Source organism: Halorientalis sp. (assembly GCF_028275115.1).
Taxonomy (GTDB): domain Archaea; phylum Halobacteriota; class Halobacteria; order Halobacteriales; family Haloarculaceae; genus Halorientalis.
Genome location: NZ_JAQCNH010000041.1, coordinates 44,891 through 69,949 on the forward strand (window position 1 = coordinate 44,891; position 25,059 = coordinate 69,949).

Here is a 25,059-nt window from a genome sequence, read left to right on the forward strand (position 1 = left end):
AATGCAACGACTGCAAGAGCTGCGAGTTGTGATCCTCTCATGCTTGATTGAACGTTCAGTCAGTACGCTTGTCTGATTGAATGTTTATTCAACACAAGTATCTTTTCATTCGTTTCCCGGCATCGGGAGCCGAAAAACTATTAATCGGTGATTGAATATTCAATCAACAATGCCGGAGCGGAGGGACCTGTTCGAGGCGAACCCGGACGACACACGCGAGGCCATTATGAAGGCCACGTACGACGCGCTTTCGAGGCACGGATACGCCGATCTGACGATCCAGCGCATCGGCGACGAGTTCGACAAGAGCAAGTCGCTGTTGTATCACCACTACGACAGCAAGGACGCGTTGCTGGTCGACTTCCTGAGTTTCATGCTCGAACGGATGGAAGGCACCATCCCGCTCGAGCAGGCCGACGCTGCGGACGAGCGCCTGCGCATCGGGTTCGACCACGTAATCTCCGAAATCATCGACGGCGACCGCCAGGATTTCAACCGCGCGATGACGGAGCTGCGCGCCCAGTCGGCGCACGACGACGCATTCTGCGAGCAGTTCTCGAAAAACGACCGGTACTTCGAACAGCGAGTCCGGGTCATCCTCGAAGCGGGCATCGACCAGGGTCTCTTCCACGACGTCGACACGGAGCAGGTCGCCTCGATGCTCGTCACGATAATCCAGGGCGCGACGTTTCAGGCGACGACCTCGACGGAACCGGACCTCGAAGCGGTTCGCGCGGAGCTCGATGCCTACATCGAGTCTCGTCTCCTCGTCGACGACGCCTGACCCGCCGTAATCGTGCGTCGTCGGTCACTCCTGGAACTCCCGTCCGGCGCGTTCTTTCCAACTCCGCTCCTGTGCCCGCTCCTCGGCGTGGCGCTGCCCGTCCGCAACCGCCTCGCGAGCCTCCGTTTCGAAGCCCTCGATCTCCGCGAGAAAGTCCTCCTGGAAGCTCTCCAGCACGTCGTACGACCAGCGGTCGTCGTCGATGACACCCTGTGGGAGGTACTGGTCTCGCACTGCGTCGGCCAGGTCGTCGTAGCCACACTCGCGCAACAGCGGCTCAGCCGCCGCGAGGTGGTCCATCGCGTGACCCGTGCTGTGGTGAAACTCCACCAGATGCCCGTGCGCCCGGTGGAGACACTCCAACCCGAGTTCGATTCTGTGTAACGCTGCCCGTTCGTCCTCGGTCAGGTCCGCCGGTGCCGTCGATCCGTCCGATGCCATGTCTCATGTTACCACATACCGCGTATTGAAACTATCGCGCCGAGCGGCTACCACAACCCATAGGTGTCGGTACCCCCAGATGCCGGCTATGCGCCGCCGTCAGTTCCTCGCGGCGACGGCCGGGGCTGCACTGGTCCCGACCGCCGCCGGTCGTCCCCGTTCACAGTCTTCCTCGTTCGAACCACTCGGGACACTCGACATCACGGGTCTCGCAGAGACCGTCCTCGGTGACGGCGGCACCACGGCCTTCGCCGCCGTCTCCGACGGGTTCGTGACCGTCGACGTCGCTGACCCGACCGCACCCGCACTGCTGACCGAGCGCCGTGACATCCTCACGGACCGCGACGGCGGGCCGCTGCGGGAGATCTGGGACGTGAAACTCGATGGCGACCGCCTCGCCGTCGTCGGCCCGGCAAACCCGCAGGCCAGCGCCCTCCAGGCCGTCGTCTTCTACGACGTGAGCGACCCTGCTGACCCCGAGCAGTTGGGTGTCCACGAGACGCCGTATCCAATCCACAACTGCGACCTCGAGGACGGTGTGGCCTACCTCACTGCCAACGGGGCCGCGAGCGTCGGCCTGGTGACGGTTTCGGCCGGCACAGCCCCCGAACGACTGGGTAGTTGGGCACTCACCGACCACGACCAGCGGTGGGCCGACGTGCGATACTCGCTCGCGAACCTCCACGACGTGTTCGTGCAGGACGGTCTGGCACACCTGGCCCACTGGGACGCTGGCACGTGGATCGTCGACGTCGAGGACCCGACCGACCCGTCGTTCGTCTCCCGGGTTCGCGGTCGTCCGGTCGAAGACCTCCGCGAGTTCGGACGCAGAGCCGCACGGCGCGACGGACTCCGGCAGCCAGGCAACGACCACTACGTCGCCGTCGACGACGCCGGTGACCTGCTCGGAATCGGGATTGAGGCGTGGAACGACCCCGGTCCCGGCGGGGTCGTCCTCTACGACGTCTCCGACACGACCCGTCCGAAGCGGCTTACCCGGATCGACCCGCCGCCAACCACGGACGCCAGCTACCGGAACGGCGTCTGGACGACCGCCCACAACTTCGAGTTCTCCGGGGACCGCCTGTACACTTCCTGGTATCAGGGTGGCGTGAAAGTTTTCGACGTGAGCGACCCCGCGAACCCCGCCGAGATCGCCGCCTGGCGCGACACCGACGACGCCTGTTTCTGGACCGCCCGACCGGCGGGTGAGTTCCTCGTCGCGGCCAGCGTCGACCAGCCACCCGGAATCGACGTCACCGAACGGCTGTACACCTTCCCCGATCCCGGATCGGGGCTGACCCCCGACGACGCCACCGAGACACCGACCGACGGCACGACCGCCGCCAGTGGCCCCGGGTTCGGCGTTCTCGCGGGCCTCGCCGGACTCGGACTGGGTGCGTGGCGCATGGCCCGAGGCCGGACGAAGTGAGGCCTCGGCCTTTTTTCCATGTTTCTGTACCGAGTGGTCGCCGGAGGCGATCCGAGGCGAAAACGGTGGGATTAGAGCGCGTTCTCGACAGCACTCGCCACGCTCCGGGCTCTCTCGGCTAACCTCCCGGACACGTCGCCGTCCTCGACGGCAGCGTCGAGTTCGTCGTCGTCGACGCGTTCGACCCGACCGTCGCCGTGTTTCACCACGTCAACGTGGAGGTCGACGTACCGGACGGTGTCGGGGAAGACCTCGACGGGAGTGCAGACGTTGACGTACGTCCCTTTCCGGCGGTCCTCGGCGTCCCGGTAGACCGTCGCGTACCACCACCGACCCTCCTTGAACTTCGTGACGGCTACGTCGCCGGCCTCGATTGGCTCGCCGATTGCGTCGAGCGTCCCTCCCGGCGAGAGCTCTCGCGAAACCGTGACAGTCCCGTCGGGGTCGTGCCCGGCCACGTCGCCCCGTCCGAGGCTGATGTACCGGCCGTCGGGCTTACCGTGGCCGATCTCGACCGAGTCACCCTCGCGTGGTCCGAACTGCCGAGTCACCACGCCGAACGGAAACGCCTCCTCGTCGTCGCCGGTTTCCAAGCCACAGACCGCCTCCGCGAAGTCGACGGCCGTGCTCGCGCGGTCGTCGCCAGCCTTGATGCGGTGGTGCCCGGCCATCGTCGGGACCACCTCGCGTCGGCGCTCGTCCAGCGCGAAGCGTGACTCGCGCCCGAACCACACCCACCGCGTCACCGTCCCGTCCCAACGCCGCCCCAGCGACCCCTCACCGGGGTCGGGCGCGCCATCGAGCGCGTCGTCCAGCGACGCGGCGCGCTCGTTCTGGGCCGTTAGAGCGTCGGCCAGTGCGTCGAACTCGGCGTCCTCGGAGCGCGGGCCCCACCGAACGCCCCAACCGTCCCGGGGGTCCGCCGAGACCAGGTCGACGATGTCGGCTGGCCCGCCGCCGCGAGTGGTCGACTCGCCCCGGACCAGTTCGGCCAGCGCACCCGTGAATCCGAGCTCCGTGGACAGCACCGGCCGGTTCGAGTCCCAGGGTGGTGCCGGCTCGCGCACCTGGACGCGAACCCGGTCGTCCGTCTCGACGCGACCGTCGGCGCGGTCGTACGGCAAGAACCCTTCCACTCCGTCGTCAAGGCGGACGACCGCACCGCTGCCCAGCGTCTCGGTTACCCGACCGTCGAACACCGCATCCCGTGGTGCCGGGTCGAGCCAGCACAGCGTGTCTCGCCCGACACCGGCGAGCATATCGGCCAGTGTTTCGACGACCTCCGGAGTGCCGGCGACGCCGACGCCCTGCCGGTCGCGCGTCGTCTCGACCCTGGCGTCGGCGTGGATCGTGGGAAACGACCCCTCGAAGCGGTTAGCGATCGCGTCGGACGCCTGCACCGTCGACAGGTCCGCGCGGTCCTCGATGGCCGCGGTCAGGGCCGTGCTGTAGATGCCGCGAACGCGGACGTTCATAGCGAGTCCGGGTCGGTCGTGAACCGCACCCGGTCGTGGACGGTCGGACCGAGGGTCAACTCCACGGTCTCCTCTGTGAGGACGCGGCCGCCCTCGACGTAGACACCCCAGCCGTCGAACTTGAGATACCCCCGGAGGTCGTCGGCGTGCGTGTAGAGGTCGACGTACGCCACGTCGTGCTTGGCTACGTCGCCGGCGCTGTGTGCGAGGTCCATGTCCGAGTGGACGGTGTCGAGCCCGTCGAAGAAGTCCTCGATAGCGTTGGCGTCTTCGGCCGTCGATTCGACGACGCGCTCCGAGGCCGTGCCGATTTCGTCGGTCGAGAGACCAACCTCTCGAAGCGCCCGCTGTGTTCGCTGGTCGAAGTGCATGGTCGGCCGTTGGCGGGCCGGGACCCTAAAGAATCAGGTTCAGGACCTGCACGAAGACGCCGAAGAAGGCGCCGAAAGCGACGACTGTTCTCGGGTCGATCCGAATCGCGTTGTTGTCTTCGGCGTCGAAATACCGGACCAGTCCGGCACTCGACATCAGGCCCCCGCCGTCGTTACTACTCATACCCGACTGTGACCGGTGTCCGGTTGTAAGTGTTTCGCCTCGACTCTAATAAGAACACCCGGGAACGAACGGGCAGTTAAATCGGTTCTGATACGGAAGAGAACGCTGACAGGGTGATACACGTTATACTGTGTCACTGGGGGAAGCGATGACGAACGAGACCACTCACGAGACCGAACAGAATAGGGACCGGGGACTGAACCGACGAAGCGTGCTGAAAGCCACGTCGGCGGCAGCGGTCGGGACGGTTGGCCTCGGCGCGGCGACCGGAACGGCCACGGCAGAGGAGGCCGAAGAGGAACTTCTCGGGAACTGTCTGGGTGACGTGCCACAGGCACCCGACGACGCGCCCGTCGTCGACCTGACGGGCGACGGACCGACCACCCGGGGCGCGGTGCCATCGGGCGAAAACGAGGTGCTATTTTACATCCACGGCTGGCTCGAAGACGCCACGGGCGGCGGCGAGAACCAAGGACAGGCGCTCGCGGCGGCGCTTGAGGGCCAGGGATACGGCGTCTCCGTCGTCTCCGTTCTCTGGGAGTCGAACACGCTCAATTGGTGGGGTGCCAAGGACGCCGCCGATGCGACCGGGACGGACTTCGCCGGCTGGCTCGACAGCTACATGACAGACAATCCGGACACGACGGCCCGGGTCGTCGGCCACTCGCTCGGTGGCCGCGCCGCCTACTCGATGCTCGACGCCCTCGAGGGCACGGTCGCGTCGGTGTCGGCCGTCGGGGCCGCGAACGACCCCGACACCGTCTGTGAAGACGGTCGGTACGGCGACGGTATCGCCAGTTCGGCCGACGCGGTGTACAACTTCTACTCGGGCAACGACGACATCGTCTGTGGCGCCTACAAACTCCTCGAGATGACCGAAGCCGTCGGCGGCGTCGGTGCAGAGTGTGACGGCGGCTGGTTCGACGAGGGGTCGACTCCGGACACCTACACGGACGTAGACGTGAGCGAATCCGTGCTGAACCACTGCGACTACTTCCGGCCCGACGTGGGCTGTGTCCCGCAGATGGTCGACCGCATCGACGGCGGCGGGACCGATCCGGCAGGTGACGACGGCGACGACGGCGACGGCTGGTGGTGACCGACCCACCGCTCTGATTCCACCCACCGCCGAGCCACCGGCTACCGCCATTACCCTGCACACGCAGAGCGGCAGCCCCGCGCCGACCTCCGTGTATATTTCTGTGTTTCATCGATGAAATTTAGTACGAGGGTCGAGTACCGCCATTCCGTGTGGGGGGACTCACACAGAGGGGGATACAGATGGGACACACTTCGAAGGACGAACAGGGTACTGACGCGGAATCGACGCGGAACGGAATCGACCGGCGGCGCGTGCTGCAGGGTGTGGCTGCGGGCACGGTCACCGTCGCCGGACTCTCGGTGACGAGCGGATCGGCGGTCGCACAGGGGGAGGACCGGCTGGACGGCAACTGTCCGGCGATTCCCTTCGGCGCGCCTGAGGACTTCCCGACGGTCGACCTGACGGGTGACTCGCCGACGGCGAGCAACGTCCCGGCGGGCCAGGAGGAAGTCGTGTTCTTCCTGCACGGCTGGCTGGAGGCGTTCACCGGTGGTGCGGTGAACCAGTCGGTAGCGCTGCAGGAAGCGCTCGCACAGAACGGCAAGGACGTGCCGGTCGTGGCGGCCAAGTGGCCGGCGAACTCGCCCAACTGGTTCGGCCAGAAAGACGTGTCCGAACAGGCGGGTGCGGACCTCGGCAGCTACCTCACAGATTACACCGACGCCAATCCGGACACGACGATCAGAGTCGTCGGCCACTCGCTGGGCGGCCGGGGTGTCTACGACATGCTGGACTCGGCGCAGTACGACACCACCGTCCAGTCCGTCTCGGCGCTCGGTGCCGCGGTCAATCCGGTTACCGTCTGTGACGACGGCCGGTTCGGTGCCGCCATCGCCGACGGTGCCGAGGAAGTGTACAACTACCACTCCGAAGGCGACGACATCGTCTGCACGATATACGACATTCCCGAGGGCCCGTCCGGCGTGGGCTGTAGCGGGTCGGACTGTCCCACGGGCTTTTTCGGACTCGACGACGGTCAGCCCGACAACTACACCGACGTCGACGTCACGGGTACCGTCGAGAACCACTGTGACTACTTCCGGCCCGACGTGGGCTGTGTCGACTTGGTCGTGAACGACTGGAGCGACCCTGACGACGACGGTGGTTTCTTCGGCGGCCTGTTCTGAGCGCCGTCCCGGTTGCCGGCCCAGCCGGTGGGCCGGCCCGTGCTCGTTATTTCAGCTCCGCGACCGTGTCGCGAAACTCGTTCATCGCCCGGTCCGAAACGGTCGCGTCGACGAGTTCGCTCTCGATGCGCCGGAGGTGTTTGCCGACGGCGCTGGCGGAACAATCGAGATCGGTCGCGATATCGTCGTACGTCGCCTCGCGAGGCGACTCGTAGTAGCCTTTCCCCACGGCGACCAGCAACACCTCGCGCTGGCGGTCGGTCAGACCGGCGAACCGCCGGTCGGTCCCCGGGTCGTAGTCGCCGATGCGTTCGATGGTCACGTCGACCTCCTCGCGCGTGGCTGCGATTTGCTCCTGGAGTTGGTCTTTCGCCCCGATCACCGACAACCGGAGGCTCGAGGCCGACGGGTCGACGAACTCGGCCGGGAAGTCGAGATGTGTCGCGTACGAGTCGTGGAGTTCCAGGAGGTTCCGAATGAGGTCGCTCGGGTGGTAGTGGACCTGTAACATCACGCAATCGCCTGCGTCGGCTACCTGGTGGTCGATCACTTTCTCGCTCGTACGTGCGAGACTCTCGTCGATCTGGTCGCGGGTCGCTTCCGCCTGGTACAGCATCACTGCCGTTCCGTCGGTCAGCAGGTCGAGTTCCTGTATCGACCGGATGACGACCCCACACTCCCGAAATATCACCTCACTCGGATCGAAATAGCCTCGCTCCGGCGTTAGCGCGTAGGTGACGTGTCTCACAGTTCACGTAGCGCGAACCGCCTCAATAGTGATTGCCCTCGTTTCGAGGCTCAATACGTCACGTCGACCCCGGCGTCGGCCACAGTATAGAAGAGTTCACGCCAGAAGAGGAAAATTAGGCACACACCGAATTCGGAGACTCGACCTGTCGGTGCGGACGAACTCGAGCGAATACCTCGGTGTGTCGCGTGTGAGCGGTGCAGGTCGAAGGGGGCCCGGGTCGTGTCACTCGGGCGGGAGTGGACCTGGAGTCGGCGCGTCTCGTCGGTGCCGCCGATGTCGTCGCCAACCACCTTCTCACCGGCCAGTGCCATGCTCTCCTCGATGGCTTTGACGCTGCCGGTCACCTCGTAGAGCGTCACGAAGAATAATATTCATATTTTGACAGCTCGGAGAATCACCCCGTGTTCTCTGAAACCCTCCTCCCCAGGGTCGAAATAGCTGGATTCGGTGTAATGAGGCAAGACGCGTATCGCATGTCCGCCACTTTCTTAATCCAGTAAATAACTGTTCTGTCGTGCCGACTCTGCGGTGTGTAAATATCCAGTTCCTGGCGCTCCCGTCGTATGAATGCCCGTGCCGCTGTGGCTCGTAACTGCGGCAGTAGAAACCCTTTTGCCGAACCGTGGGTTACAACCGGCGTACATCTATGACAGTTACGCTCAAGGACTTTTACGCGGACTGGTGTGGTCCGTGTAAGACCCAGGACCCGATCTTGGAGGAGTTGGAGACGGAGTGGGAGACAGTCGAATTCGAGAAGGTCAACGTCGACGAGGAACAGGACGTGGCGAACGAGTACCAGGTCCGCTCGCTGCCGACCCTCATCGTCGAGAACGACGACGGTATCGTCGACCGGTTCGTCGGCGTCACGCAGGCCGACGACATCGAGGACGCCCTCGAAAAAGCCAGCGCGTAGCGCGGCCCTACTCTTCGGAGCCCCGACTACAGGACCTGTCGCTGACAGGTACCGCAGAGGTTCTCTTCTTTCACGTCGACCTCCCGAACTGTCGGCGAGAAGTTCATGACACAGCGTTTGTTGTCGCAATGTTCCAGGCCGAGCGTGTGGCCGATCTCGTGGACGACTTCCTTGCGGACACGGTCTGAGAAGATATCTTCGGCCGAGCGGTTCGAGAAGCCGCCGTCGGAGGATGTCTGGAGCCGGTACGTGGAGATGACGCTGCCGTTCCCGTCGAGGTACGCGAGCCCGAAGACGTAGTTACGCCGCCGATAGAACAGATCTTTGGGCGTGATCGCGATGTTTTTCTCACCGGCGCCGACGTGGCTGGCCAGTTCGATGAACTCCTCGGCACGGAACTGGTCCCGATTTGCGTCGTAGGACCCGTCAGGCACCGGCTGGGCGTCGTGGACCGTGACCTCACAGTCGTAGACGGTCCGCAACCCGGCGGAGGCCTCCCGCTTGACTGGAGCGGGCACCTCGCCGACCGGCACGATGTCGACGTGCATGCCAACTCATATGTCCGGGCTACCCATAAACATCCCGCCATGACCGACGCTCGTTACGCCGCCCTCCTCAACAGGTTAGCCACCCACGACACCCTGGTCGAGGTGGGGGTCGGCAACCGCCCCGCCGTCGCCGCTGCCCTCGCCGACCGGGGCCAGACCGTGACTGTAACAGACGTTCACGACCGCGAGGTCCCTGCAGGCGTCCAGTTCGTCCGCGACGACGTGACCGACCCCGACAGTTCCGTGTACGCCGACGCCGACGCAGTCTATGCCCTGAACCTCCCGCCGGAACTCCACCGCCCGACCCGTGCCGTCACCCGCCGTGTGGACGCCGACCTCCTGTTCACCACTCTCGGTGGCGACCCCCCAGTAATTCCGGTCGACCGGGAGACGCTGCCCGGCGAGACGCTGTTCGTCGCCGACGACGCCCGACCTGGCTGACATTGCGGTGTGTAGCACTCGCCGCCCTTCGCGGCTCGACAGGTCAGAAGCGGTTTTCAACTCGGGCCGCTATTGACCGTCTATGCAGGTAGATGCGGTCGTGCTCGATATCGATGGAGTCCTCGTCGATGTCGCCGACTCCTACCGCCGGGCCATCGTCGAGTCTATCGAACACGTCTACGGGGACACGGTCGACCGGGCGACCGTCCAACAGTTCAAGAACGCCGGGGGATTCAACAACGACTGGGAGCTCACCGACGCGGCGGCGCTGTACGTGCTGGCCAGCCAGTACGGACTGGACCGCGATGTGGACGCGTTCACCGACATGATCGCCGCCACCGGCGGCGGTCTCGACGCCGCCGAGACCGTCGTCGTCAACGCCGTCGGCCCGGCCGAACGCGAGCGAATCTACGAGGCCTGGGAGACGGACCGTCTGCGCGAGGTCTTCCAGCAGCTGTACCTCGGTAGCGACCTGTACCGTGAACTGGAAGGTGGCGAACCGGACCTCGACACGGCGGGGCTCATCAACGACGAACCGAAACTCGTCGACCCCGAGGTACTGGCGCGTTTCCAGCGTCACTTCCACGTGGGCGTCCTCACCGGACGCCCTGCCGCCGAGGCCGACATCGCGCTGGACCGTGTCGGCCTTGAGGTGCCCGACGACCATCGGTTCACTATGGACGACTGGGCGGAAGGCAAACCCCACCCCCGCGCGCTCACGACGCTGGCCGAACGGTTCGAGGCCGACGCCGTCGCCTTCGCCGGCGACACCCTCGACGACGTTCGCACCGCTGTCAACGCGGCCGAGGCAGACCCAGACCGCACGTACCACGGCGTCGGCGTCCTCACCGGTGGCCTCACCGGCGAGTCCGGGCGGCGGAAGTACGAACGGGCCGGCGCGGACCTGGTCGTCGACTCCATCAACGACCTGCCAGGGAAACTAGCGAACTGACGCGGCAACGTCGGCCGCTCGCGCAACCCTTTTTGGGGCTTCGCCGTACCTACGAGTATGCAAATCGCACTGCTGGGCGGTACCGGCGACATCGGTGAAGGGCTGGCGCTTCGGTTCGCCTGCGACACCGACCACGACGTGTTGATTGGCTCCCGCGACGCGAGTCGCGCCGAAAGCAACGCCCGGGAGTACGGGGTCGAACTCGACAAGCGTGGTGTTGAGGCGGACGTGACGGGTCACGACAACGCCGACGCCGCCGCGGCCGCCGACGTGGCCGTTCTCGCGGTGCCGGCCTACCATCTCGCCGACACCGTCGCGGCCATCGAGGGCGGACTGGACGACGACACCGTCCTCGTCACCCCTGCCGTCGGGATGAAACGCGACGAGGACGGCTTCCACTACAATCGCCCCGGTGCGGGCAGCGTCACGGCTATTGCCGCCGAGGCAGCCCCCGAAGACGTGCCTGTTGTTGGCGCGTACCACAACCTGCCTGCGGCCCGCCTCGCCGACCTAGACGCCGATCTCGACGTCGATACGGCCATCGTCGGCGACGACGGCGACGCCGTCGACACGGTCACGCGCCTGAGCGAGGAGATCGAGGGCCTCCGCGCCGTCGACGCCGGCCCACTCTCCAACGCCGCCGAGATCGAGGCGATTACGCCGCTGCTCATCAACGTCGCGAAGAACAACGACGGGATGCACGACTTGGGTGTCCGGTTCGAGTGACCGGAGTCGACCGACACGGGGACGAGCGACCGACCGCCCGCGCGACCGCTCGCTGTCGATAATTTCATGAACGAGGGGCGGAAACGAACGTCCATCGAGCGATGGCCGGTCCGTGCCCCGCGTGCGGGCGAGGAGTCGACGCACGCCTGAACTGTCCGGATTGTGGCGACGAGTACTGTCCGGAGTGTCTGCTGCCGGACGAGCACGGCTGTCCCGGGTACCGGAGCGAGGAGCCGTCGGGCGCGGACGGCGGCCCTTCGACCGACGACAGCGGTACGGACGGGACGGGGTCGGCCGGAGCTGACACCACCGATTCCGCTCTCGGGTGTCCGGCCTGCGGTGTCGTCGATGCGTTTCTCTACGCCTGCCCGGACTGTGGCGTGAGCCACTGTGCCGACTGCCACTCCGCAGACGCACACGGCTGTACTCCAACGGAGGTCGGCGGTTCCTGAGCGGGAACGGTGCGCGGCGACCCCGACCGCTGCACTGTCCGGCCCGACGGCGCTCGTCTACAGATCCAGCGTCACCGGTTCGATCCCCCGCGCGTCGAGATAGCGCTTGATGTGCGGGTGGCGTTCGCCGATCTCTTCGGGTCGGTGGGCGTCCGAGCCGACGGTGACCGGAATCCCGTGTTCGGCGAGCACGTCGAGGAAGGCCGGTGCGGGGTGGAACTCCCCGTACTCGTCGAGCGCGCGGCCCGCGTTGAGCTCCGGAATCGTCGCGGAGTCGACGAAACTCTCTGCGACCCGTCGGTAGTGGGCCTCTGTCGCGAACCCCCGGAGCGCGGGGTTGCGCTCCACGAGGTCGACGTGGGCGGCCACGTCGAAGAGTTCGGAGTCGATCAGCGCCACGAGGTGGTCGAAGTAGCGGTCGACGGCTGCCTGCCGGTCGTCTTCGGTCTGCTCGGCAAAATAGGGCTCGACGTGGACGTTGACACCGTCGAGGTAGTGGACGCTGCCAATGGTGTACTGGAACTCCGCCTCGGAGAGAAACCCACGGACGGCGTCTTCCTCGTCGGGATGATAGTCCATCTCGACGCCGTCGTAGATGGCGATGTCGCTCTCCTCACGGAGCCGCTCGATCGCCTCCCGGCGACGCTCGTAGGTCTCGTCGAGGTTGAACCCCAACTGGTGTTTCTGCTCTCTGAGCGCCCCGCGGGCCGAGACGTTACAGTGATCGGCGATTCCCACACCCGTGAGACCAGCCTCGTCCGCCGCCCGAACCATCTGGAACAGGAAGCGACCGTCTGAGTACGTTGAGTGGACGTGGTAGTCCCGATCCATCTGACATATATCTTACCGTCCGGCGCTCTATAACCCCTCGTTGCGTTTCAGTGTTCGATGTAGGTCCTGTTCCCGCCGGTCGGTGAACGGCCGGGTGTGAACGCGCCGGAACTGTGGAGCCGGCGGCTGGACCGGTGGCCCTCGCCACCGATTCTCTAAGTTCGCCCCGACCCGCGTCCGCCGGTGTCCGAGAGCGGACACTCTCAACTGCGCCCAGTCTCGCCGTCGCCCCCGTCCTCGCGCGACAGAAACGGGACGAACGACCCGAAATACCGCCAGCGTGCGACGCCGACCGCCGCGGTTACCGTCCGCGAACCGACCATGTTCGGACGTGGCCGTGTCACGTCGAAACGGTGGCGGTGAAACCGGCAGTCGGCTTCGGGGTCGTCGGCTCTCGCGTGTCGTCGGTCGAGTTCGACCGAACTACTATGAAACTCCGACGGTCACACCTGTCTGTGACCCTGAGCGAGCGTGTCTGGGACGAACTGGTGGGGCGATACGGGACCGACCTCCGTGCGGTTATCCGATACCACCCAGTGGACTACGAATACCACATGCGTGAGGACGTTCGACGGCAGTACACCGACAGCGACGTCCAGTCGTTCGTCGACGAGGCTATCATCAATCAGCTCGGTCTGGAGTCGAAGGTTGACGCGGTCGACCTCGGCCCGTTCCGCGGTCTGGTCCGGATCTTCGACGAGGCGTGGGTGCTCATCTGGCCGGACAGTCTCGACGAGAAGTCGGGCTTTCTCGTGACCCTCGAGCGCGACGGTTCGCCGGTCGGAATCGACGCTATCGAAGCGGTCGACGCGTACCTCGCCGACGAGATCGGGCCGCGGATGCCGTCCACTCAGTCGGTGTAGTAGTACTCGCCGTCTTTTTTTTGCTGGCGGTCGAGCTGACTGCCCGGCTTGTTGACTCGCGGACGACTGGTTCGCTCGTCGCGGCGGAAAGTCACGTCGAGGTTGGCGAGGAACTCGTTCATGCCATCGCGCATTCCCTTTGGCGGGGAGGCCCGGCCGTATTCGGCGGGTTCGCCGTCGAAGACGAGCAGTCGGTCGGCCAGCAGGTCGATCATGTAGATGTCGTGGTCGATTACCAGTGCGGTTGCGTCGTGGATCTCGGTGTAGCGGCGAATCGCGCCGGTCGCCAGCACACGCTGTTCCACGTCGAGGTGGGCGGAGGGTTCGTCGAGCAGGTAGAGGTCGGCGTCCTCCGAGAGACAGGCCGCGATGGCGACTCGCTGGCGCTCCCCGCCGGAGAGGTCGGTGAGATTCTGCTCCATCACCCGCTCTAGCTGGAGGGGTTCGGCGATCTCCGTCTGCCAGTACGAGGTGCCGAAGTCGTCGGCGATCGACTGGAGGAACGCGTCGACCCGCATGTGCTGGTCGATCTCGATGTACTGCGGTTTGTAAGAGATGTCGAGGTTCGCATCGACCGCGCCCGTGTCGGGGTCGAGTCGCCCGGCGAGCAACTGGGCGAACGTCGACTTTCCGATGCCGTTCGGGCCCACGACGCCCAGCACTTCGCCCTCGTGGATCTGGCCGGCCTCGGCTTCGAGGCTGAACTCGCCGTCGCCGTACGACTTGGTGAGTTCGGGATACTCGGCGACGACCTGGCCGCTCGTCACCGTCCGCGGCGCGTGTTCCTCGAACTCGATGGCGTCCTGCCGGATGCGCATGTTCTCGTTTTCCAGGTAGCCAGAGAGATACTCGTTGATACCGTTGCGAACCGATTTCGGCGGCGTGATGATGCCGAACGCGCCGGGACTCCCGTAGGCGAGGTGGATGTTGTCCGTCAGCAGGTCGAGGATGGCGAGGTCGTGCTCGACGACCAGCATCGAACGGTCCTCCTCGTCGGCGAGTTCGCGGATGATCCGGGCGGCGGTCACGCGCTGGCCGATGTCCAGATACGGTGTAATCTCGTCGAGGAAGTAGAAGTCGGCCTCGCGCGCTAGCGTCGCCGTCATGGCCACACGCTGGAGTTCACCACCCGAGATGGAGTCGATGTCCTGGTCGAGGACGGCCCCGATGCCGAACCGCTCGACCAGATTGGAAAGCGCTCCGCGCTCGTCGGTCCGTTCCAGTAGCTCGCGGGTCTTCCCGTCGAACTGGTCCGGAATCTGGTCGACGTACTGTGGCTTGCGCGCGACGGTCACCTCGTCGTCGCGCAGCTCTTCGAGGTACCCCTGGAGTCCGGTGCCCCGGTACTCCTCCAGGATGGCGTCCCAGTCGGGTTCGACGTTGAACTGTCCGAGGTTGGGACGCATCTCGTTTGCGAGAATGTGGACGGCGGTCGTCTTCCCGATGCCGTTCGGGCCGAGAATCCCGGTCACCTGTCCCTCTTCCGGGGCGGGCAGCCCGTAGAGGGCGAAGGCGTTCTCGCCGTAACGGTGGACGGGGTCTTCGTCGAGTTCGTCCGGCAGGTTGATGATCTCGATAGCGTCGAAGGGGCACTTCTCGACGCAGATACCACAGGATTCGCCCAGACAGAGTTCTTCGCTGATCGAAATCTGGTCGGGGCCGCCCTCGTAGAGCCCGGCCTCCTCGTAACGCTCGTCCCGGGTGACGATACACTCCTCACCGGTCCGGTTGGGGGGACAGAAGTTCGCACACTCGTAGTTGCACCGGTCGGGCTGGCACCTGTCGAGGTCGACGACTGCGATACTATCTTCGGCCATATTAGAATGGGAGGGAGGTGTTCGCGGTCAGTAGGACGCCCCAGGAGACAAACCAGAGGGAGAATGTCATGAAGCCGACGTAGAGGTAGTCCTTCGCACCGAAGTCGTCGACGTCGACGCCCAGCAGTTTCAGGAGCGGGAGCTGGACGAAGATTGCGCCAAGGACAATGAGCAGCGCGGTGTTGTTGGTCGCGGCCGCGTCGGGTGCCAACTCCGCAGTCGCTACCGAGGACGCGACGGCTGCTCCGATCCCCGCGATCGAAGACAGCGTTGTCACCTTCAGCCCGCGGACGTGGGCTGCTCGCCGCTCGGCCGTGTCCGTTGCCATACTCCATTTTCCGCCATCGGGCCTCAAAAACCGTTCGTTGTCGGGTCGCTGAACGCGACTCGGCCCCGGCTCCCCTTGTTTGCAAGTTATTCACTAACACACGGCGAGCGGCCGCTACGGGGCGAGATTCGGGCAATTCCACCAGTTTGTCCATCAATCTTTATGAACCCGGCGCGCTACCACCAATGCGATGGCAGAATCCGATGGGGAGACTATCGCGGACCTTCCGCCGAGCGCGAAGCTCGTGTACAAGGTGCTTGAGTACAACGGGCCGCTCACCCAGAAGGGAATCGTCGAAGAATCCATGTTGTCTGCACGGACCGTCCGATACGCCCTGGAACGGCTCGAAGAGGTGGGGGCCGTCGACGAGGACGTCTACTTCGCCGACGCCCGGCAGAACCTCTACGAGATCGTCGACGATGCTGAGGAACAGCCCTCGGAAAGCACTGAATCGGCCGTCTCCGACTAACACAGCCTTTTTTCTGACCCGTCAGCAGCGCCGCCGACGAGTCACCGGTACTCGGCCACCGTCAAGCGCACGTTCGATGAGCCCCGTGCCGCGACAGTCGACCGTTCGGTGTACGACGTTCGTGCCCGCATCCGTGTCAGTTCGGAGCCGCAAAGCGTCTGGCTCCGGGAACATGGGTTACGACGGGATTACGGTGATCGTCTTCCCGCGGTCGATAGCCTGCTCCAGTTCCTCGGCGATGGCGCTGCCTCGCGAGACCTGAATCTCCCCGCCCCGCGAGACGGTCGCTGTAAAGAGATACTTCCCGTCGGCTTGGACCTCGACGGTTTCGCCGGCGTGGCCCTCCATCGGGACCATCACGTGCCGGGACGTGACTTCGGGCGAGACGATCTGTCCGGGCTGGCCGCCACCGCCGCCGGAACCGCCGCCACCGCTGGCACCGCCCGACGTGCCGCCGGGCTTCTCCGAGAGCGTCCGCACGTCGATGTCGATGCCCAGCCGGTTTTCGATGTCGGTGATCCGGCCGCCGCCTTTCCCGATGACCTGTGAGATGTCGTCGTCGTCGACCCAGACCACGGCGGTGTTTGGTCCTTTGAGGTCGACTTCGACGTGGCCGTTAGCGACCGAGCGAATCTCGCGTTCGACCTCTTGTTTGGCGATACGGTCGACACCGGAATCCCGGTTGTTGCCGTCGCCCTCCTCGTTGAGCGGGACGGTGACGACTTGCCGATTGAAGGTGTAAATCTCGTACTCCGGCTGACCCGTCTCGAAGTCCCGGATCATGATGACCGGACGGGCGAGGTCCTCCTCCATCAGCCCCGCGGGCACCTTGACTTCGGTCGCCACGTCGTAGACCTTCTCAACGCGTCCCTCCTCGATGTAGACGACGGTGTCGACGACCTGCGGGATCATCCCGAGCTCGACGCGCCCGACGAGCCGCTGGAGCGAGTCGATGGCTCGGGTGGCGTGGACGACGCCGATCATACCCACGCCCGCGAGGCGCATGTCGGCGAACACCTCGAAGTCGTTCGTTTTGCGCACCTCGTCGTAGATGGTGTAGTCCGGCCGGACCATCAACAGCGAGTCGGCGGTCTTCGCCATCTGGCCACCCAGCTCCGTGTACTGAGTGATGTTCGGGCCGACCTGCAGGTCCCGCGGTTTCTCCATCGTCTTGACAGCGAAGTCCGCCTCGGCGAGGAACTCCGCGACGGCCTGCGCGAAGGTGGACTTCCCGGCGCCGGGCGCGCCGGAAATCAAAACGCCACGCTGGTGATCTGTGAGCCGTTCGCGGAGTTCGTCGGCGAACTCGTAGTCGTCGAGGTCGGTCTTGACGATGGGCCGAACCGCGGTGATCTCGTGGCCGTCCGCGAAGGGCGGGCTGGCGATGGCGATCCGCATGTCCCGGAACTGGACGATAGTCATCCCGGGCTCGGAGAGCTCGATGAACCCGTCCGGGCTGGCACGAGCGCTGTTTTCGATCTCCTGGCTCCACTCTTTCAACTGGGCTTCCGTCGAGGGTTCGTCGCGGATCTCCTCGTAGTGCATCTCGCCGAGCTCGCCCCGCTTGGCCATCGGCGGGACTCCGGTCTTCAGGTGGACACTCATCGTCGTTTCGTTGAGGAACTGCTCGACCGAGAGAGTCTCGACCGCCGTCTCCTCGACGATGGGCTCGATGTACTCGACGTCGAGACCCTTGGCACCCGCGACTTCGCTCTGGACGATATCCGAGGTGAACAGGGTCGCGTCGTGCTCGGCGGCGGTGTCGCGGATGAGCGCGTCGATGTCGCCCTCGTCGGCGCCGTGTTTCTCGGCACTGTCGGGGCGTCGGCCGACGTACTCGAGGTCGACTTCGCCGTCGTCGGCCAGGTCAGAGAGTGTCTGGAGCTCGGTCAGTCCGCTCCAGCCGCTGTCGCGGCCCTCGTTGGCCTGTGACTCCAGTTCGCCGACGACGGCCTCGGGCACGTAGATGGTCGCGCTGGCGAACTCGCCAGCTTCGACGTGGTCGGACACGCGCCCGTCGATGACGACGCTGGTGTCCGGTACAACGTTCATGCTGTACTGTAGGGGGCGGTCGAGGTATAAGACCCGTGATGCTGTCGCCGGGTTATATATCCTCGATTTCGAAGTCGGCGGCGTAGTGGTCGAGCGCGAGGACGACGACCGCGCCGACGACCGACACGCCGAAGAAGGTGACGAGCACGCTCGTGGAGAAGCCCACGTCCGCCCGGACCGTCGCGATGGGTGCCCGGAGCGCCCCCACGACGAGCGCGACGAGGAAGGCCAGCGTCACCTCTCGGCTGCGGTTCAGCGCGTACCTGACCGCCCGGGAGATGGTGAACAGGCCGACCAGTCCGCCGGCGACGAAGGTGACGACGACCGTCCCGGGGCCGGTAATCGCATCCGTTGAGCCGCCCGTCGCCAGTCCGGCGAGTCCGTCGACGAACGCCGAGAGCGTCTCGGACAGCCTGGCGTGCTGCCCGAGGATGACGAGAATCAACGAGCCGGAGAGGCCGGGAAGAATCATCGCGCTCACAGCGACGGTCCCGGCGACGAACACTAGCGGGAGGCCGCCCCCGAACAGCTCCCGTGCCTGTCCGGACATCAAAAACGCGAACAGGAAGCCCGCGACGGCGGCGACGCCGGCACCCACCGTCCGAATCGAGATGGCCCGCAGGAGGACGACCCCCGAGGCCGCGATCAGTCCGAAAAAGAAGCCGTAGAGGACCACCGGCGCGCTCTCGTTGAGGGTTGCGACGATGCGAGTGACGATCACGACGGCCGTGAGGATGCCGGTCAGCAGGATGAGGAGGAACCAGCCGTCCACCTCGTCGAAGACGGCCTCTGCCCGGCGGACAGAGACACCCCCGTCGAGAGGCGTGAGCGCCTTCAGAAAGCCAGACACTGCCCGTGGCGTGACGGCGGTGATGGCGGTGATGAGCCGTTCGTAGACCCCGACGATCAGCGCGATGGTCCCGCCCGAAACTCCCGGGACGGCGTCGGCACTCCCCATGAAGACCCCGATCAGGTACGTCGACGCCCACTCCCGCAGCGGCGGCACCGACTCCCCGAGCGCCGGGGCCTCGTCGGTCGCGTGGTCCGGCGATGACGACATTTACTCCGAGTTCCACGAACAACGTCTTGTCTCTTGGGAAACGGGTCGCAGCGCGCTTAACAGACACCCGCCCCCAGTCTCCGATATGGACGCGACAGAGCTGACACGGGAACTGGTCTCCATTCCGAGCCACGACTCGGAAGCCGCTGCCGGCGACGCCATCGAGCGATGGCTCCGCGAGCACACCGACGCCGACGTGCGCCGGGACGAGGCGGGAGCCGACACAGGCCGGGGTGGCAACGTGTTCGCCCGCAGGGGCTCGGGCGAGACGACGCTCGCGCTGGTGGGCCACCACGACGTGGTGCCGCCGGACGACGCTCAGACCGACGCTGACGGCGAGTACGTCGTCGAACAGCGCGACGGCCGCATCTACGGCCGTGGCACCGCCGATATGAAGGGCGCGCTGGCGGCTGCGATGGTCGCCTTCCGCGACGCAACTCCGGCCAGTGAATTCGTGTTCGCCTCTTTCGTCGGAGAGGAGGTCGGCGGCGTCGGCGCCCGTGCAGCTATCGACGATGGGTTCGCGCCCGACTACGCCGTCGTCACGGAGGGTTCGACCGGATATTCAGGACCGGAGACTACCGACGTGGCCGTCGCCCACAAGGGCCGGCGGGGCAGCACGATTACGGCTCACGGCGAGGCCGCACACGCCAGCGAGGCCGAGCAGGGCGAGAACGCCATCTACCGGGCGGCCGACGCCGTCGACGCGATCAGAGACCTCGATTTCCCCTCGACCGAGGTGTTGGGTCACTCGATGTCCGGTTCGGTCGCAGTCACCGAGGCCGAGGGTGGGTCGGCGATGAACGTGCTCCCCGAACGCTGTACCCTGACCGTGGACGAGCGGACGGTCCCCGGCGAGCGCGCGCCGTTGAAGCGAGTTGAGGGGGTCACTGGCGTCGAGTGGACCGTCGACCAGACCCTCCCGCCGATGGCCTGTGACGACGCCGACTTCGCGGATGCGGTCCTCGCGGCCGCCGACGCCGTCCAGGAGGCGAGTCCGGAGCACGTCGTCAAGCCCCACGCGACGGACGCGGGGTGGCTGTCCGAAGCGGGCACCGACTGCGTGATCTGTGGCATCGCCGAACCTGGTGAGGCCCACACCGCCGACGAGAGCGCGTCGCTCGCGGTGATCGAGCGCTGTGAACGCATCTACCGTGGCCTGGTGGAATCGTTCTCCGGGTGAGTCCGGGTGAGTTCGCGGGACGCGGTGCCGGTCAGTCCGCTCCGACAGACGGTTCTGTCGCGTACTCGATGCCTGCTGTGAACCCACCGACGAGCAACCCGACGCCGAGCGACGCACCCAGCAGTCCGTACGCGACCACCACGTCGGTGTCGTGGACCGCCCAGAACGCCCCCGACCCAAGCAGGATCGATACGAGGGAGACGGCTTTGAGTTGCCCGGTCTGGCCGACGAACCGCTTCCCGTCTCGCTGTTCACTCGTGACGTTCGAACACCTCCGTGAGCCACGGAATCCCCCCGACGACCGCACCGAGTAGTGCCACCGACCGTGAAGACGGCGACGGGGGCGACCGCCCGTGGTGTCTGTCTGTCGGCTGTTGATTCGACCCGGACGGAAATAACACTCGGCGAAGGGTTCGCCGCCGTCCGCTCGCTGCCGCCGACGTTCGACCGGGACCGCCGGTCCCGTCGACGCCCGACGCGGCACTCGATACGGTCGTCGCGGTCACGCCCCCAGCCGCCGAGGCGACGGTACCGGTGTGGGTCGAAAAGGAGACGCTCCGGCAGGCGTGATCAGAACAGGTCGCCCGGGTCGGCGCCGGTCTGGTCTTTCCGTTCGACTGCGAGCGCCTCTAACGCCGCGCCGAGGTCGGCCTCGTCGGGCAGGGCGTGTATCTCGCAGGTGAACGCCACGTCGTCGGTCTGGAGGGTCGACTCGATGGTGAACGCGTGCGTCTGGAACGGCCCCAGTTGCTCTGTAATAATCTCGATGAACGCCATGTTCATATCGCCGACGTACTCGGGCGGGTTGTGTTCGACGCCCGTTTCGAGGACGTTCGCCCAGCCGTCGATGAACCCGCTGGTCATGATGTTACCCAGTTCCTCGATGGCGCTCTCGTGCATGCCGGTGAGGCCGTCGCAGTCGTTGGGGTCGACGGGCATCATCTCCTCGGCGATGTTTTTTGCCGACGCCTTGTCGAAGAGGATCACTAACGAGCCGCTGGGCGTGCCCTCGAACTCCACGGTCGTCCCGACGTAGTCTTCGTCCTCCCGTTGCGGGGCGATATCGTCGATGGGGGTGAAGGTGATTCCGGCAATCTCCGTGCTGGTTTCGATACCGGTCATCTGGGTCACGCGCCGGGCCGCGGCCTCGGTGCCCTCCTTGGTCAGGTCGCTGAACACCGATAGTTTCTCCAGCTGAATCGAGTCGGTCCCGTCGGCCCCGTCTTCGAAGCCGAACAGGTCGTCGTCCTCGTCGGGATCGAACGCGTTTGCGCCCTCGCCCACCGATCCGTCGGTGCCGAACCCGCCGGTGTCGTCGCTCGTGTCGAACGCGCCTTCGGCGTTCCCGTCGAAGGGGTCGTCTCCCGCCGAGTCGGTGGCGCTTTCACCCCCGTCGTCGACTGTCGTGTCTCCGGTCGCCGGTTCGACAGTTGGCTCGGCGTCGGCGGCGGCCGCAGCCGACTCGTCGTCTTCGCTGGGTTCGACCAGCCCGTCGAGTTTGGCCTCGCCCTCCGACGGCTCTCTTTCGTCGCGCTCTGTCTCGGCGAACACCGGGTCGAGCGCCGAGCGGTCGGGCGCGAGGTAGACGTCGATGCGGCCGTCGCCCGACCGCCACGTAATCGAACTCTGAAAAACGAGCGTGCTGTCGGTTTCGGGGCCGGTGGGGTCGAGTTTGAGCGAGTCGGCGTCCGGGTCGTCGAGGTACGTCGGCGCGGTCATCGACAGCCCGGCACCGAGGTGGTCGCCCCAGTCGGTCGTGAACGACCCCATCATGATGTTGGCCATCTCCTGCAGTCCCGCCGACGCCATCCCCTCGCTAGCCTCGCCGGGGACCAGCGCTTCGACGACTGCCTCCGTCGCCGGCTGGTCGAACAGGAGGAGAGCGGTCCCGGAGAGTTTGCCCTCGATGTCGAACCGGACGACTTCGTAGCCGCCGTCGTCGATCCGGTCGATGATATCCTCGTGGTTCACCAGTAGAATCTTGGTCGTCCCGATGGCCGTGCTGGCGGCCGTCATATCCGTGAGTGCACTGTTGGCTCGCTCCGTGCCGTCACGGGTCAGCAGATTCAGTTCCTCCAGGGCGTCGATATCGACTTTCATCGTTCAGTTCCCACCGGCCGAGTCCTGCCGACACTACCATCGACCGGACCTGTTATGATACCTCGTGAACCTCATTGAATAGTTGTTGCGACGCGATTATCAACTCTGGAACTGGCGTGGGGGTAACTGCCGTAGGACCAATTCTTTTATTCCGTCGGTCGAAAATCACCGTATGGCAACGGATCAGGCCGAGCATCCAGACGTGTACGAGTCGCTTTGCGACCACGTCCGTCGGATGACCAACGTCGGCAACGCTGCCGGAATCCTCAGTTGGGACCAGCAGGTGACGATGCCCGAGGGTGGCACGCCCGCCCGCTCACAGCAGACCGCCGCGCTGTCGGCGCTCCACCACGAACTACTCACCGACGACGACCTCGCCGACTACCTGGACACGCTGAGGAGCCAGGACTTGGACGGCGACGCCGCCGCGGTCGTCCGCGAGGTCCGACGGGAACACGAGCGCGCCACTCGTGTCGACGGCGACCTGGTCGAGGAACTCTCCGAGACCACCGCAAACGCCCTCCCGACGTGGGAGCAGGCCAAAGCCGAGGGCGACTGGAACGAGTTCGCCCCCACGCTGGAGCGAATCGTCGAACTGAAACGCGAGCACGCCGCCCAGATCGACCCCGACCGAGACCCGTACGAGGTGCTGTTCGAGGAGTACGAACCGTACCTGGGCATCGAAACCGCCGAGCAGGTCCTCGAACGCCTACGCGAGGAACTGGTGCCACTGATCGAAGACATCGAGGATAGTGACGCCGACCTCGCCGACCCCTTCGAGGGGAGCTACGACGAGGACGCACAGGAGGAACTCGTCCGGGACGCGCTGGACGCGCTTGGGTACGACTGGGACCGGGGCCGACTCGACACCGCGGCCCACCCCTTCTCGATGGGGACCCAGTTCGACGCTCGCGTGACCACACGGTTCAAGCCGAACGACCCGCTGGACGCGCTCGGCTCGACCGTCCACGAGTTCGGCCACGCTACCTACACCCTCGGCCTGCCACAGGACGAGTACGGGTCGCCGCTGGGCCAGTCCCGGGACCTGTCGGTCCACGAGTCCCAGTCCCGGCTCTGGGAGAACCACGTCGGCCGCTCACGCCCCTTCTGGGACCTGTTCACCCCCACTGTGAACGACCACCTCGGGACCGACGTGTCGCCCCGCGAACTGTACGAGGCGGCCAACCAGATCTACCCGGAGAACCGTATCCGGGTCGAGGCCGACGAACTCACATACCACCTCCACATCATCCTCCGGTTCGAGATCGAGCGCGACCTCGTTCGCGGGGACCTGGAAGTCGACGAGATTCCACAGGTGTGGAACGACAAGATGGACGAGTATCTGGGTGTGCGGCCCGACACCGACGCCGAGGGCTGTCTGCAGGACATCCACTGGACCCACGGCAACTTCGGCTACTTCCCCACCTACTCGCTGGGGAGCGTGCTGGCCGCGCAACTGTTCGCCGCGGCCGAGGACGAACTCGGAGACCTGGACGACGACGTCCGGAACGGCGAGTTCGGTGGGCTCCACGACTGGCTCACCGAGAACGTCCATCGACACGGCTGTCGGTACACGACCGACGACCTGATCGAAGAGGCGACCGGGGAGCCCCTGACCGCCGACCACTTCCTCGACTACGCCCGCGGGAAGTTCGGCGACCTCTACGGGCTCTGAACTGCGCGTTCGACCGCACGCTTAACCGCCCCGCCCGCCAAGCCGAGATATGAGCGACCTCAATCTCGACCCGACGCAACTGGACCGGTACTCCCGGCACGTCATCATGGACGACATCGGACCGGCGGGCCAGAAGGCGCTGCTCGACGCCGACGTGCTCGTAATCGGCGCCGGCGGCCTTGGCTCGCCGGTCATCCAGTACCTCGCGGCCGCGGGTGTCGGCCGCCTCGGGGTCGCCGACGACGACGTGGTCGAGCGCTCGAATCTCCAGCGCCAGATCGTCCACGCCGACGCCGACGTGGGCCGTTCCAAAGCCGAGAGCGCCGCCGAGTTCGTCGCCGACTGCAACCCAGACGTGACCGTCGACACCCACGAGATCAGGGTGCGCGCCGAGAACGTCGAGGACCTGCTCGCAGACTACGACTTCGTCGTCGACGGGAGCGACAACTTCGAGACCCGGTTCCTCGTCAACGACGCCTGTACGCTCGCCGGCGTCCCGTTCTCTCACGGTGCGATCTACCGCTTCGAGGGCCAGATAACCTCCTTCACCGAGGGACAGCCCTGCTACCGGTGTCTGTTTCCCGAGGCCCCGCCGGCCGGCGAGATACCCGACTGCTCGGAGGCCGGCGTCCTCGGCGTTCTCCCCGGGACCGTCGGTTGCATCCAGGCGACTGAAACTGTGAAGTGGATCCTGCAGGACGCCGGACTCGCCCCCGAGGCCGACACGCTCGACGGTCGGATGGTGTTCTACGACGCCATGGACATGACCTTCGAGGAGATTCCCGTCCAACCTAATCCGGACTGCCCCGTCTGCGGCGAGGCTCCGGCTATCTCCTCGGTCGCGGACGTGGAGTACGTCGAGACCTGCGCCATCGGTGCAGACTGAGCCGGTTCTCCGGACCCACCGCGGACCAATTTTCACTTTCTGTAATCGGGCGCGTATATTTATAATACATTCCCGGCAAGGTGTAGCCGCTCAGGT

Annotated in this window: 28 protein-coding genes; 14 read left to right on the forward strand and 14 right to left on the reverse strand. The window is 65.6% G+C overall.

Annotated elements, in window-relative coordinates; translation table 11 throughout:
• Window positions 1-169: 169 nt before the first annotated feature.
• The gene (locus Q0964_RS07010; protein WP_299265241.1) at window positions 170-784 is read left to right on the forward strand and encodes a TetR/AcrR family transcriptional regulator; all 615 of its coding nucleotides are present in this window, start codon (window positions 170-172) and stop codon (window positions 782-784) included.
• 24 nt (window positions 785-808) lie between these two features.
• On the opposite strand, the gene Q0964_RS07015 is transcribed toward Q0964_RS07010, so the two are convergent.
• Window positions 809-1,225 carry a hypothetical protein gene (locus tag Q0964_RS07015; RefSeq protein ID WP_299265243.1) on the reverse strand — a complete coding sequence of 139 codons (417 nt, stop codon included), beginning with the start codon at window positions 1,223-1,225 and terminating at the stop codon, window positions 809-811.
• Window positions 1,226-1,313: 88 nt separating this feature from the next.
• Between Q0964_RS07015 and Q0964_RS07020 the strand changes: the two genes are divergently transcribed.
• On the forward strand, window positions 1,314-2,657 hold the full coding sequence (locus Q0964_RS07020; protein ID WP_299265246.1) for an LVIVD repeat-containing protein: 1,344 nt from the start codon (window positions 1,314-1,316) through the stop codon (window positions 2,655-2,657).
• A 71-nt stretch (window positions 2,658-2,728) separates the two neighbouring features.
• On the opposite strand, the gene Q0964_RS07025 is transcribed toward Q0964_RS07020, so the two are convergent.
• From Q0964_RS07025 to Q0964_RS07035, 3 genes are read right to left on the reverse strand one after another with little or no spacing between them, the layout of a single operon-like run.
• Complete coding sequence (locus tag Q0964_RS07025; protein WP_299265249.1) at window positions 2,729-4,132, reverse strand: ribonuclease FAU-1 family protein; 1,404 nt, start codon at window positions 4,130-4,132, stop codon at window positions 2,729-2,731.
• Window positions 4,129-4,503, reverse strand: a complete 375-nt coding sequence (locus Q0964_RS07030) for a DUF7532 family protein (RefSeq protein WP_299265252.1) — start codon at window positions 4,501-4,503, stop codon at window positions 4,129-4,131. Before Q0964_RS07030 ends, Q0964_RS07025 begins: the two co-directional genes overlap by 4 nt.
• 25 nt (window positions 4,504-4,528) lie before the next feature.
• Entirely contained in the window at window positions 4,529-4,687 is a 159-nt protein-coding gene (locus Q0964_RS07035; RefSeq protein WP_299265255.1) for a preprotein translocase subunit Sec61beta, read from the reverse strand.
• 148 nt (window positions 4,688-4,835) lie between these two features.
• Between Q0964_RS07035 and Q0964_RS07040 the strand changes: the two genes are divergently transcribed.
• The gene (locus tag Q0964_RS07040; RefSeq protein WP_299265258.1) at window positions 4,836-5,786 is read left to right on the forward strand and encodes a lipase family protein; all 951 of its coding nucleotides are present in this window, start codon (window positions 4,836-4,838) and stop codon (window positions 5,784-5,786) included.
• A gap of 182 nt (window positions 5,787-5,968) precedes the next feature.
• On the forward strand, window positions 5,969-6,916 hold the full coding sequence (locus tag Q0964_RS07045) for an alpha/beta hydrolase (protein ID WP_299265259.1): 948 nt from the start codon (window positions 5,969-5,971) through the stop codon (window positions 6,914-6,916).
• Between the two features lie 46 nt (window positions 6,917-6,962).
• On the opposite strand, the gene Q0964_RS07050 is transcribed toward Q0964_RS07045, so the two are convergent.
• Together Q0964_RS07050 and Q0964_RS07055 are read right to left on the reverse strand one after the other, a co-directional pair.
• Complete coding sequence (locus Q0964_RS07050; protein WP_299265262.1) at window positions 6,963-7,664, reverse strand: helix-turn-helix domain-containing protein; 702 nt, start codon at window positions 7,662-7,664, stop codon at window positions 6,963-6,965.
• Between the two features lie 50 nt (window positions 7,665-7,714).
• Window positions 7,715-8,026: a hypothetical protein gene (locus Q0964_RS07055; RefSeq protein ID WP_299265265.1), complete on the reverse strand. Its 312-nt coding sequence runs from the start codon at window positions 8,024-8,026 to the stop codon at window positions 7,715-7,717.
• A 287-nt stretch (window positions 8,027-8,313) separates the two neighbouring features.
• Between Q0964_RS07055 and Q0964_RS07060 the strand changes: the two genes are divergently transcribed.
• Window positions 8,314-8,580: a thioredoxin domain-containing protein gene (locus tag Q0964_RS07060; protein ID WP_299265269.1), complete on the forward strand. Its 267-nt coding sequence runs from the start codon at window positions 8,314-8,316 to the stop codon at window positions 8,578-8,580.
• A gap of 26 nt (window positions 8,581-8,606) precedes the next feature.
• Here the strand turns inward: Q0964_RS07060 and Q0964_RS07065 are convergent, their stop codons facing one another.
• Window positions 8,607-9,128, reverse strand: a complete 522-nt coding sequence (locus tag Q0964_RS07065) for an archaemetzincin family Zn-dependent metalloprotease (RefSeq protein WP_299265272.1) — start codon at window positions 9,126-9,128, stop codon at window positions 8,607-8,609.
• Between the two features lie 39 nt (window positions 9,129-9,167).
• On the opposite strand from Q0964_RS07065, the gene Q0964_RS07070 reads away from it, so the two are divergent.
• The 4 genes from Q0964_RS07070 (at window position 9,168) to Q0964_RS07085 (ending at window position 11,699) form a co-directional block, all read left to right on the forward strand.
• The gene (locus Q0964_RS07070) at window positions 9,168-9,569 is read left to right on the forward strand and encodes a UPF0146 family protein (RefSeq protein ID WP_299265274.1); all 402 of its coding nucleotides are present in this window, start codon (window positions 9,168-9,170) and stop codon (window positions 9,567-9,569) included.
• An 82-nt stretch (window positions 9,570-9,651) separates the two neighbouring features.
• The gene (locus Q0964_RS07075) at window positions 9,652-10,521 is read left to right on the forward strand and encodes a TIGR01548 family HAD-type hydrolase (protein ID WP_299265276.1); all 870 of its coding nucleotides are present in this window, start codon (window positions 9,652-9,654) and stop codon (window positions 10,519-10,521) included.
• Window positions 10,522-10,578: 57 nt separating this feature from the next.
• On the forward strand, window positions 10,579-11,247 hold the full coding sequence (gene npdG, locus Q0964_RS07080) for an NADPH-dependent F420 reductase (protein ID WP_299265278.1): 669 nt from the start codon (window positions 10,579-10,581) through the stop codon (window positions 11,245-11,247).
• Window positions 11,248-11,348: 101 nt separating this feature from the next.
• On the forward strand, window positions 11,349-11,699 hold the full coding sequence (locus tag Q0964_RS07085; RefSeq protein ID WP_299265281.1) for a hypothetical protein: 351 nt from the start codon (window positions 11,349-11,351) through the stop codon (window positions 11,697-11,699).
• A 57-nt stretch (window positions 11,700-11,756) separates the two neighbouring features.
• Here the strand turns inward: Q0964_RS07085 and Q0964_RS07090 are convergent, their stop codons facing one another.
• Complete coding sequence (locus Q0964_RS07090) at window positions 11,757-12,530, reverse strand: PHP domain-containing protein (protein ID WP_299265284.1); 774 nt, start codon at window positions 12,528-12,530, stop codon at window positions 11,757-11,759.
• Between the two features lie 455 nt (window positions 12,531-12,985).
• Between Q0964_RS07090 and Q0964_RS07095 the strand changes: the two genes are divergently transcribed.
• Window positions 12,986-13,393 carry a DUF7522 family protein gene (locus Q0964_RS07095; protein ID WP_299265287.1) on the forward strand — a complete coding sequence of 136 codons (408 nt, stop codon included), beginning with the start codon at window positions 12,986-12,988 and terminating at the stop codon, window positions 13,391-13,393.
• On the opposite strand, the gene Q0964_RS07100 is transcribed toward Q0964_RS07095, so the two are convergent.
• Together Q0964_RS07100 and Q0964_RS07105 are read right to left on the reverse strand one after the other, a co-directional pair.
• Window positions 13,381-15,210 carry a ribosome biogenesis/translation initiation ATPase RLI gene (locus tag Q0964_RS07100; RefSeq protein WP_299265288.1) on the reverse strand — a complete coding sequence of 610 codons (1,830 nt, stop codon included), beginning with the start codon at window positions 15,208-15,210 and terminating at the stop codon, window positions 13,381-13,383. The two genes, Q0964_RS07095 and Q0964_RS07100, sit on opposite strands and share 13 nt — an antisense overlap.
• Window position 15,211: 1 nt before the next feature.
• Entirely contained in the window at window positions 15,212-15,538 is a 327-nt protein-coding gene (locus Q0964_RS07105) for an EMC6-like membrane protein (protein WP_299265291.1), read from the reverse strand.
• A gap of 190 nt (window positions 15,539-15,728) precedes the next feature.
• Between Q0964_RS07105 and Q0964_RS07110 the strand changes: the two genes are divergently transcribed.
• Window positions 15,729-16,007 (forward strand): MarR family transcriptional regulator, encoded by a 279-nt coding sequence (locus Q0964_RS07110; RefSeq protein WP_092693634.1) that lies wholly within the window; start codon window positions 15,729-15,731, stop codon window positions 16,005-16,007.
• A 177-nt stretch (window positions 16,008-16,184) separates the two neighbouring features.
• On the opposite strand, the gene Q0964_RS07115 is transcribed toward Q0964_RS07110, so the two are convergent.
• Window positions 16,185-18,059: a PINc/VapC family ATPase gene (locus tag Q0964_RS07115; RefSeq protein ID WP_299265309.1), complete on the reverse strand. Its 1,875-nt coding sequence runs from the start codon at window positions 18,057-18,059 to the stop codon at window positions 16,185-16,187.
• A gap of 52 nt (window positions 18,060-18,111) precedes the next feature.
• On the reverse strand, window positions 18,112-19,119 hold the full coding sequence (locus Q0964_RS07120; protein ID WP_299265311.1) for a DUF368 domain-containing protein: 1,008 nt from the start codon (window positions 19,117-19,119) through the stop codon (window positions 18,112-18,114).
• Window positions 19,120-19,204: 85 nt separating this feature from the next.
• On the opposite strand from Q0964_RS07120, the gene Q0964_RS07125 reads away from it, so the two are divergent.
• The gene (locus tag Q0964_RS07125) at window positions 19,205-20,302 is read left to right on the forward strand and encodes a M20 family metallopeptidase (protein ID WP_299265313.1); all 1,098 of its coding nucleotides are present in this window, start codon (window positions 19,205-19,207) and stop codon (window positions 20,300-20,302) included.
• A gap of 31 nt (window positions 20,303-20,333) precedes the next feature.
• On the opposite strand, the gene Q0964_RS07130 is transcribed toward Q0964_RS07125, so the two are convergent.
• Window positions 20,334-20,609, reverse strand: coding sequence for a hypothetical protein (locus tag Q0964_RS07130; RefSeq protein ID WP_299265315.1), 276 nt, complete (start codon window positions 20,607-20,609; stop codon window positions 20,334-20,336).
• Between the two features lie 263 nt (window positions 20,610-20,872).
• A complete protein-coding gene (locus Q0964_RS07135; protein WP_299265317.1) occupies window positions 20,873-22,402 on the reverse strand; it encodes a chemotaxis protein CheC in 1,530 nt (509 codons plus the stop codon).
• Window positions 22,403-22,574: 172 nt separating this feature from the next.
• Between Q0964_RS07135 and Q0964_RS07140 the strand changes: the two genes are divergently transcribed.
• Together Q0964_RS07140 and ubaA are read left to right on the forward strand one after the other, a co-directional pair.
• On the forward strand, window positions 22,575-24,077 hold the full coding sequence (locus Q0964_RS07140) for a carboxypeptidase M32 (protein WP_299265319.1): 1,503 nt from the start codon (window positions 22,575-22,577) through the stop codon (window positions 24,075-24,077).
• A 49-nt stretch (window positions 24,078-24,126) separates the two neighbouring features.
• Complete coding sequence (gene ubaA, locus Q0964_RS07145) at window positions 24,127-24,963, forward strand: SAMP-activating enzyme E1 (protein WP_299265321.1); 837 nt, start codon at window positions 24,127-24,129, stop codon at window positions 24,961-24,963.
• Window positions 24,964-25,059 lie beyond the last annotated feature (96 nt).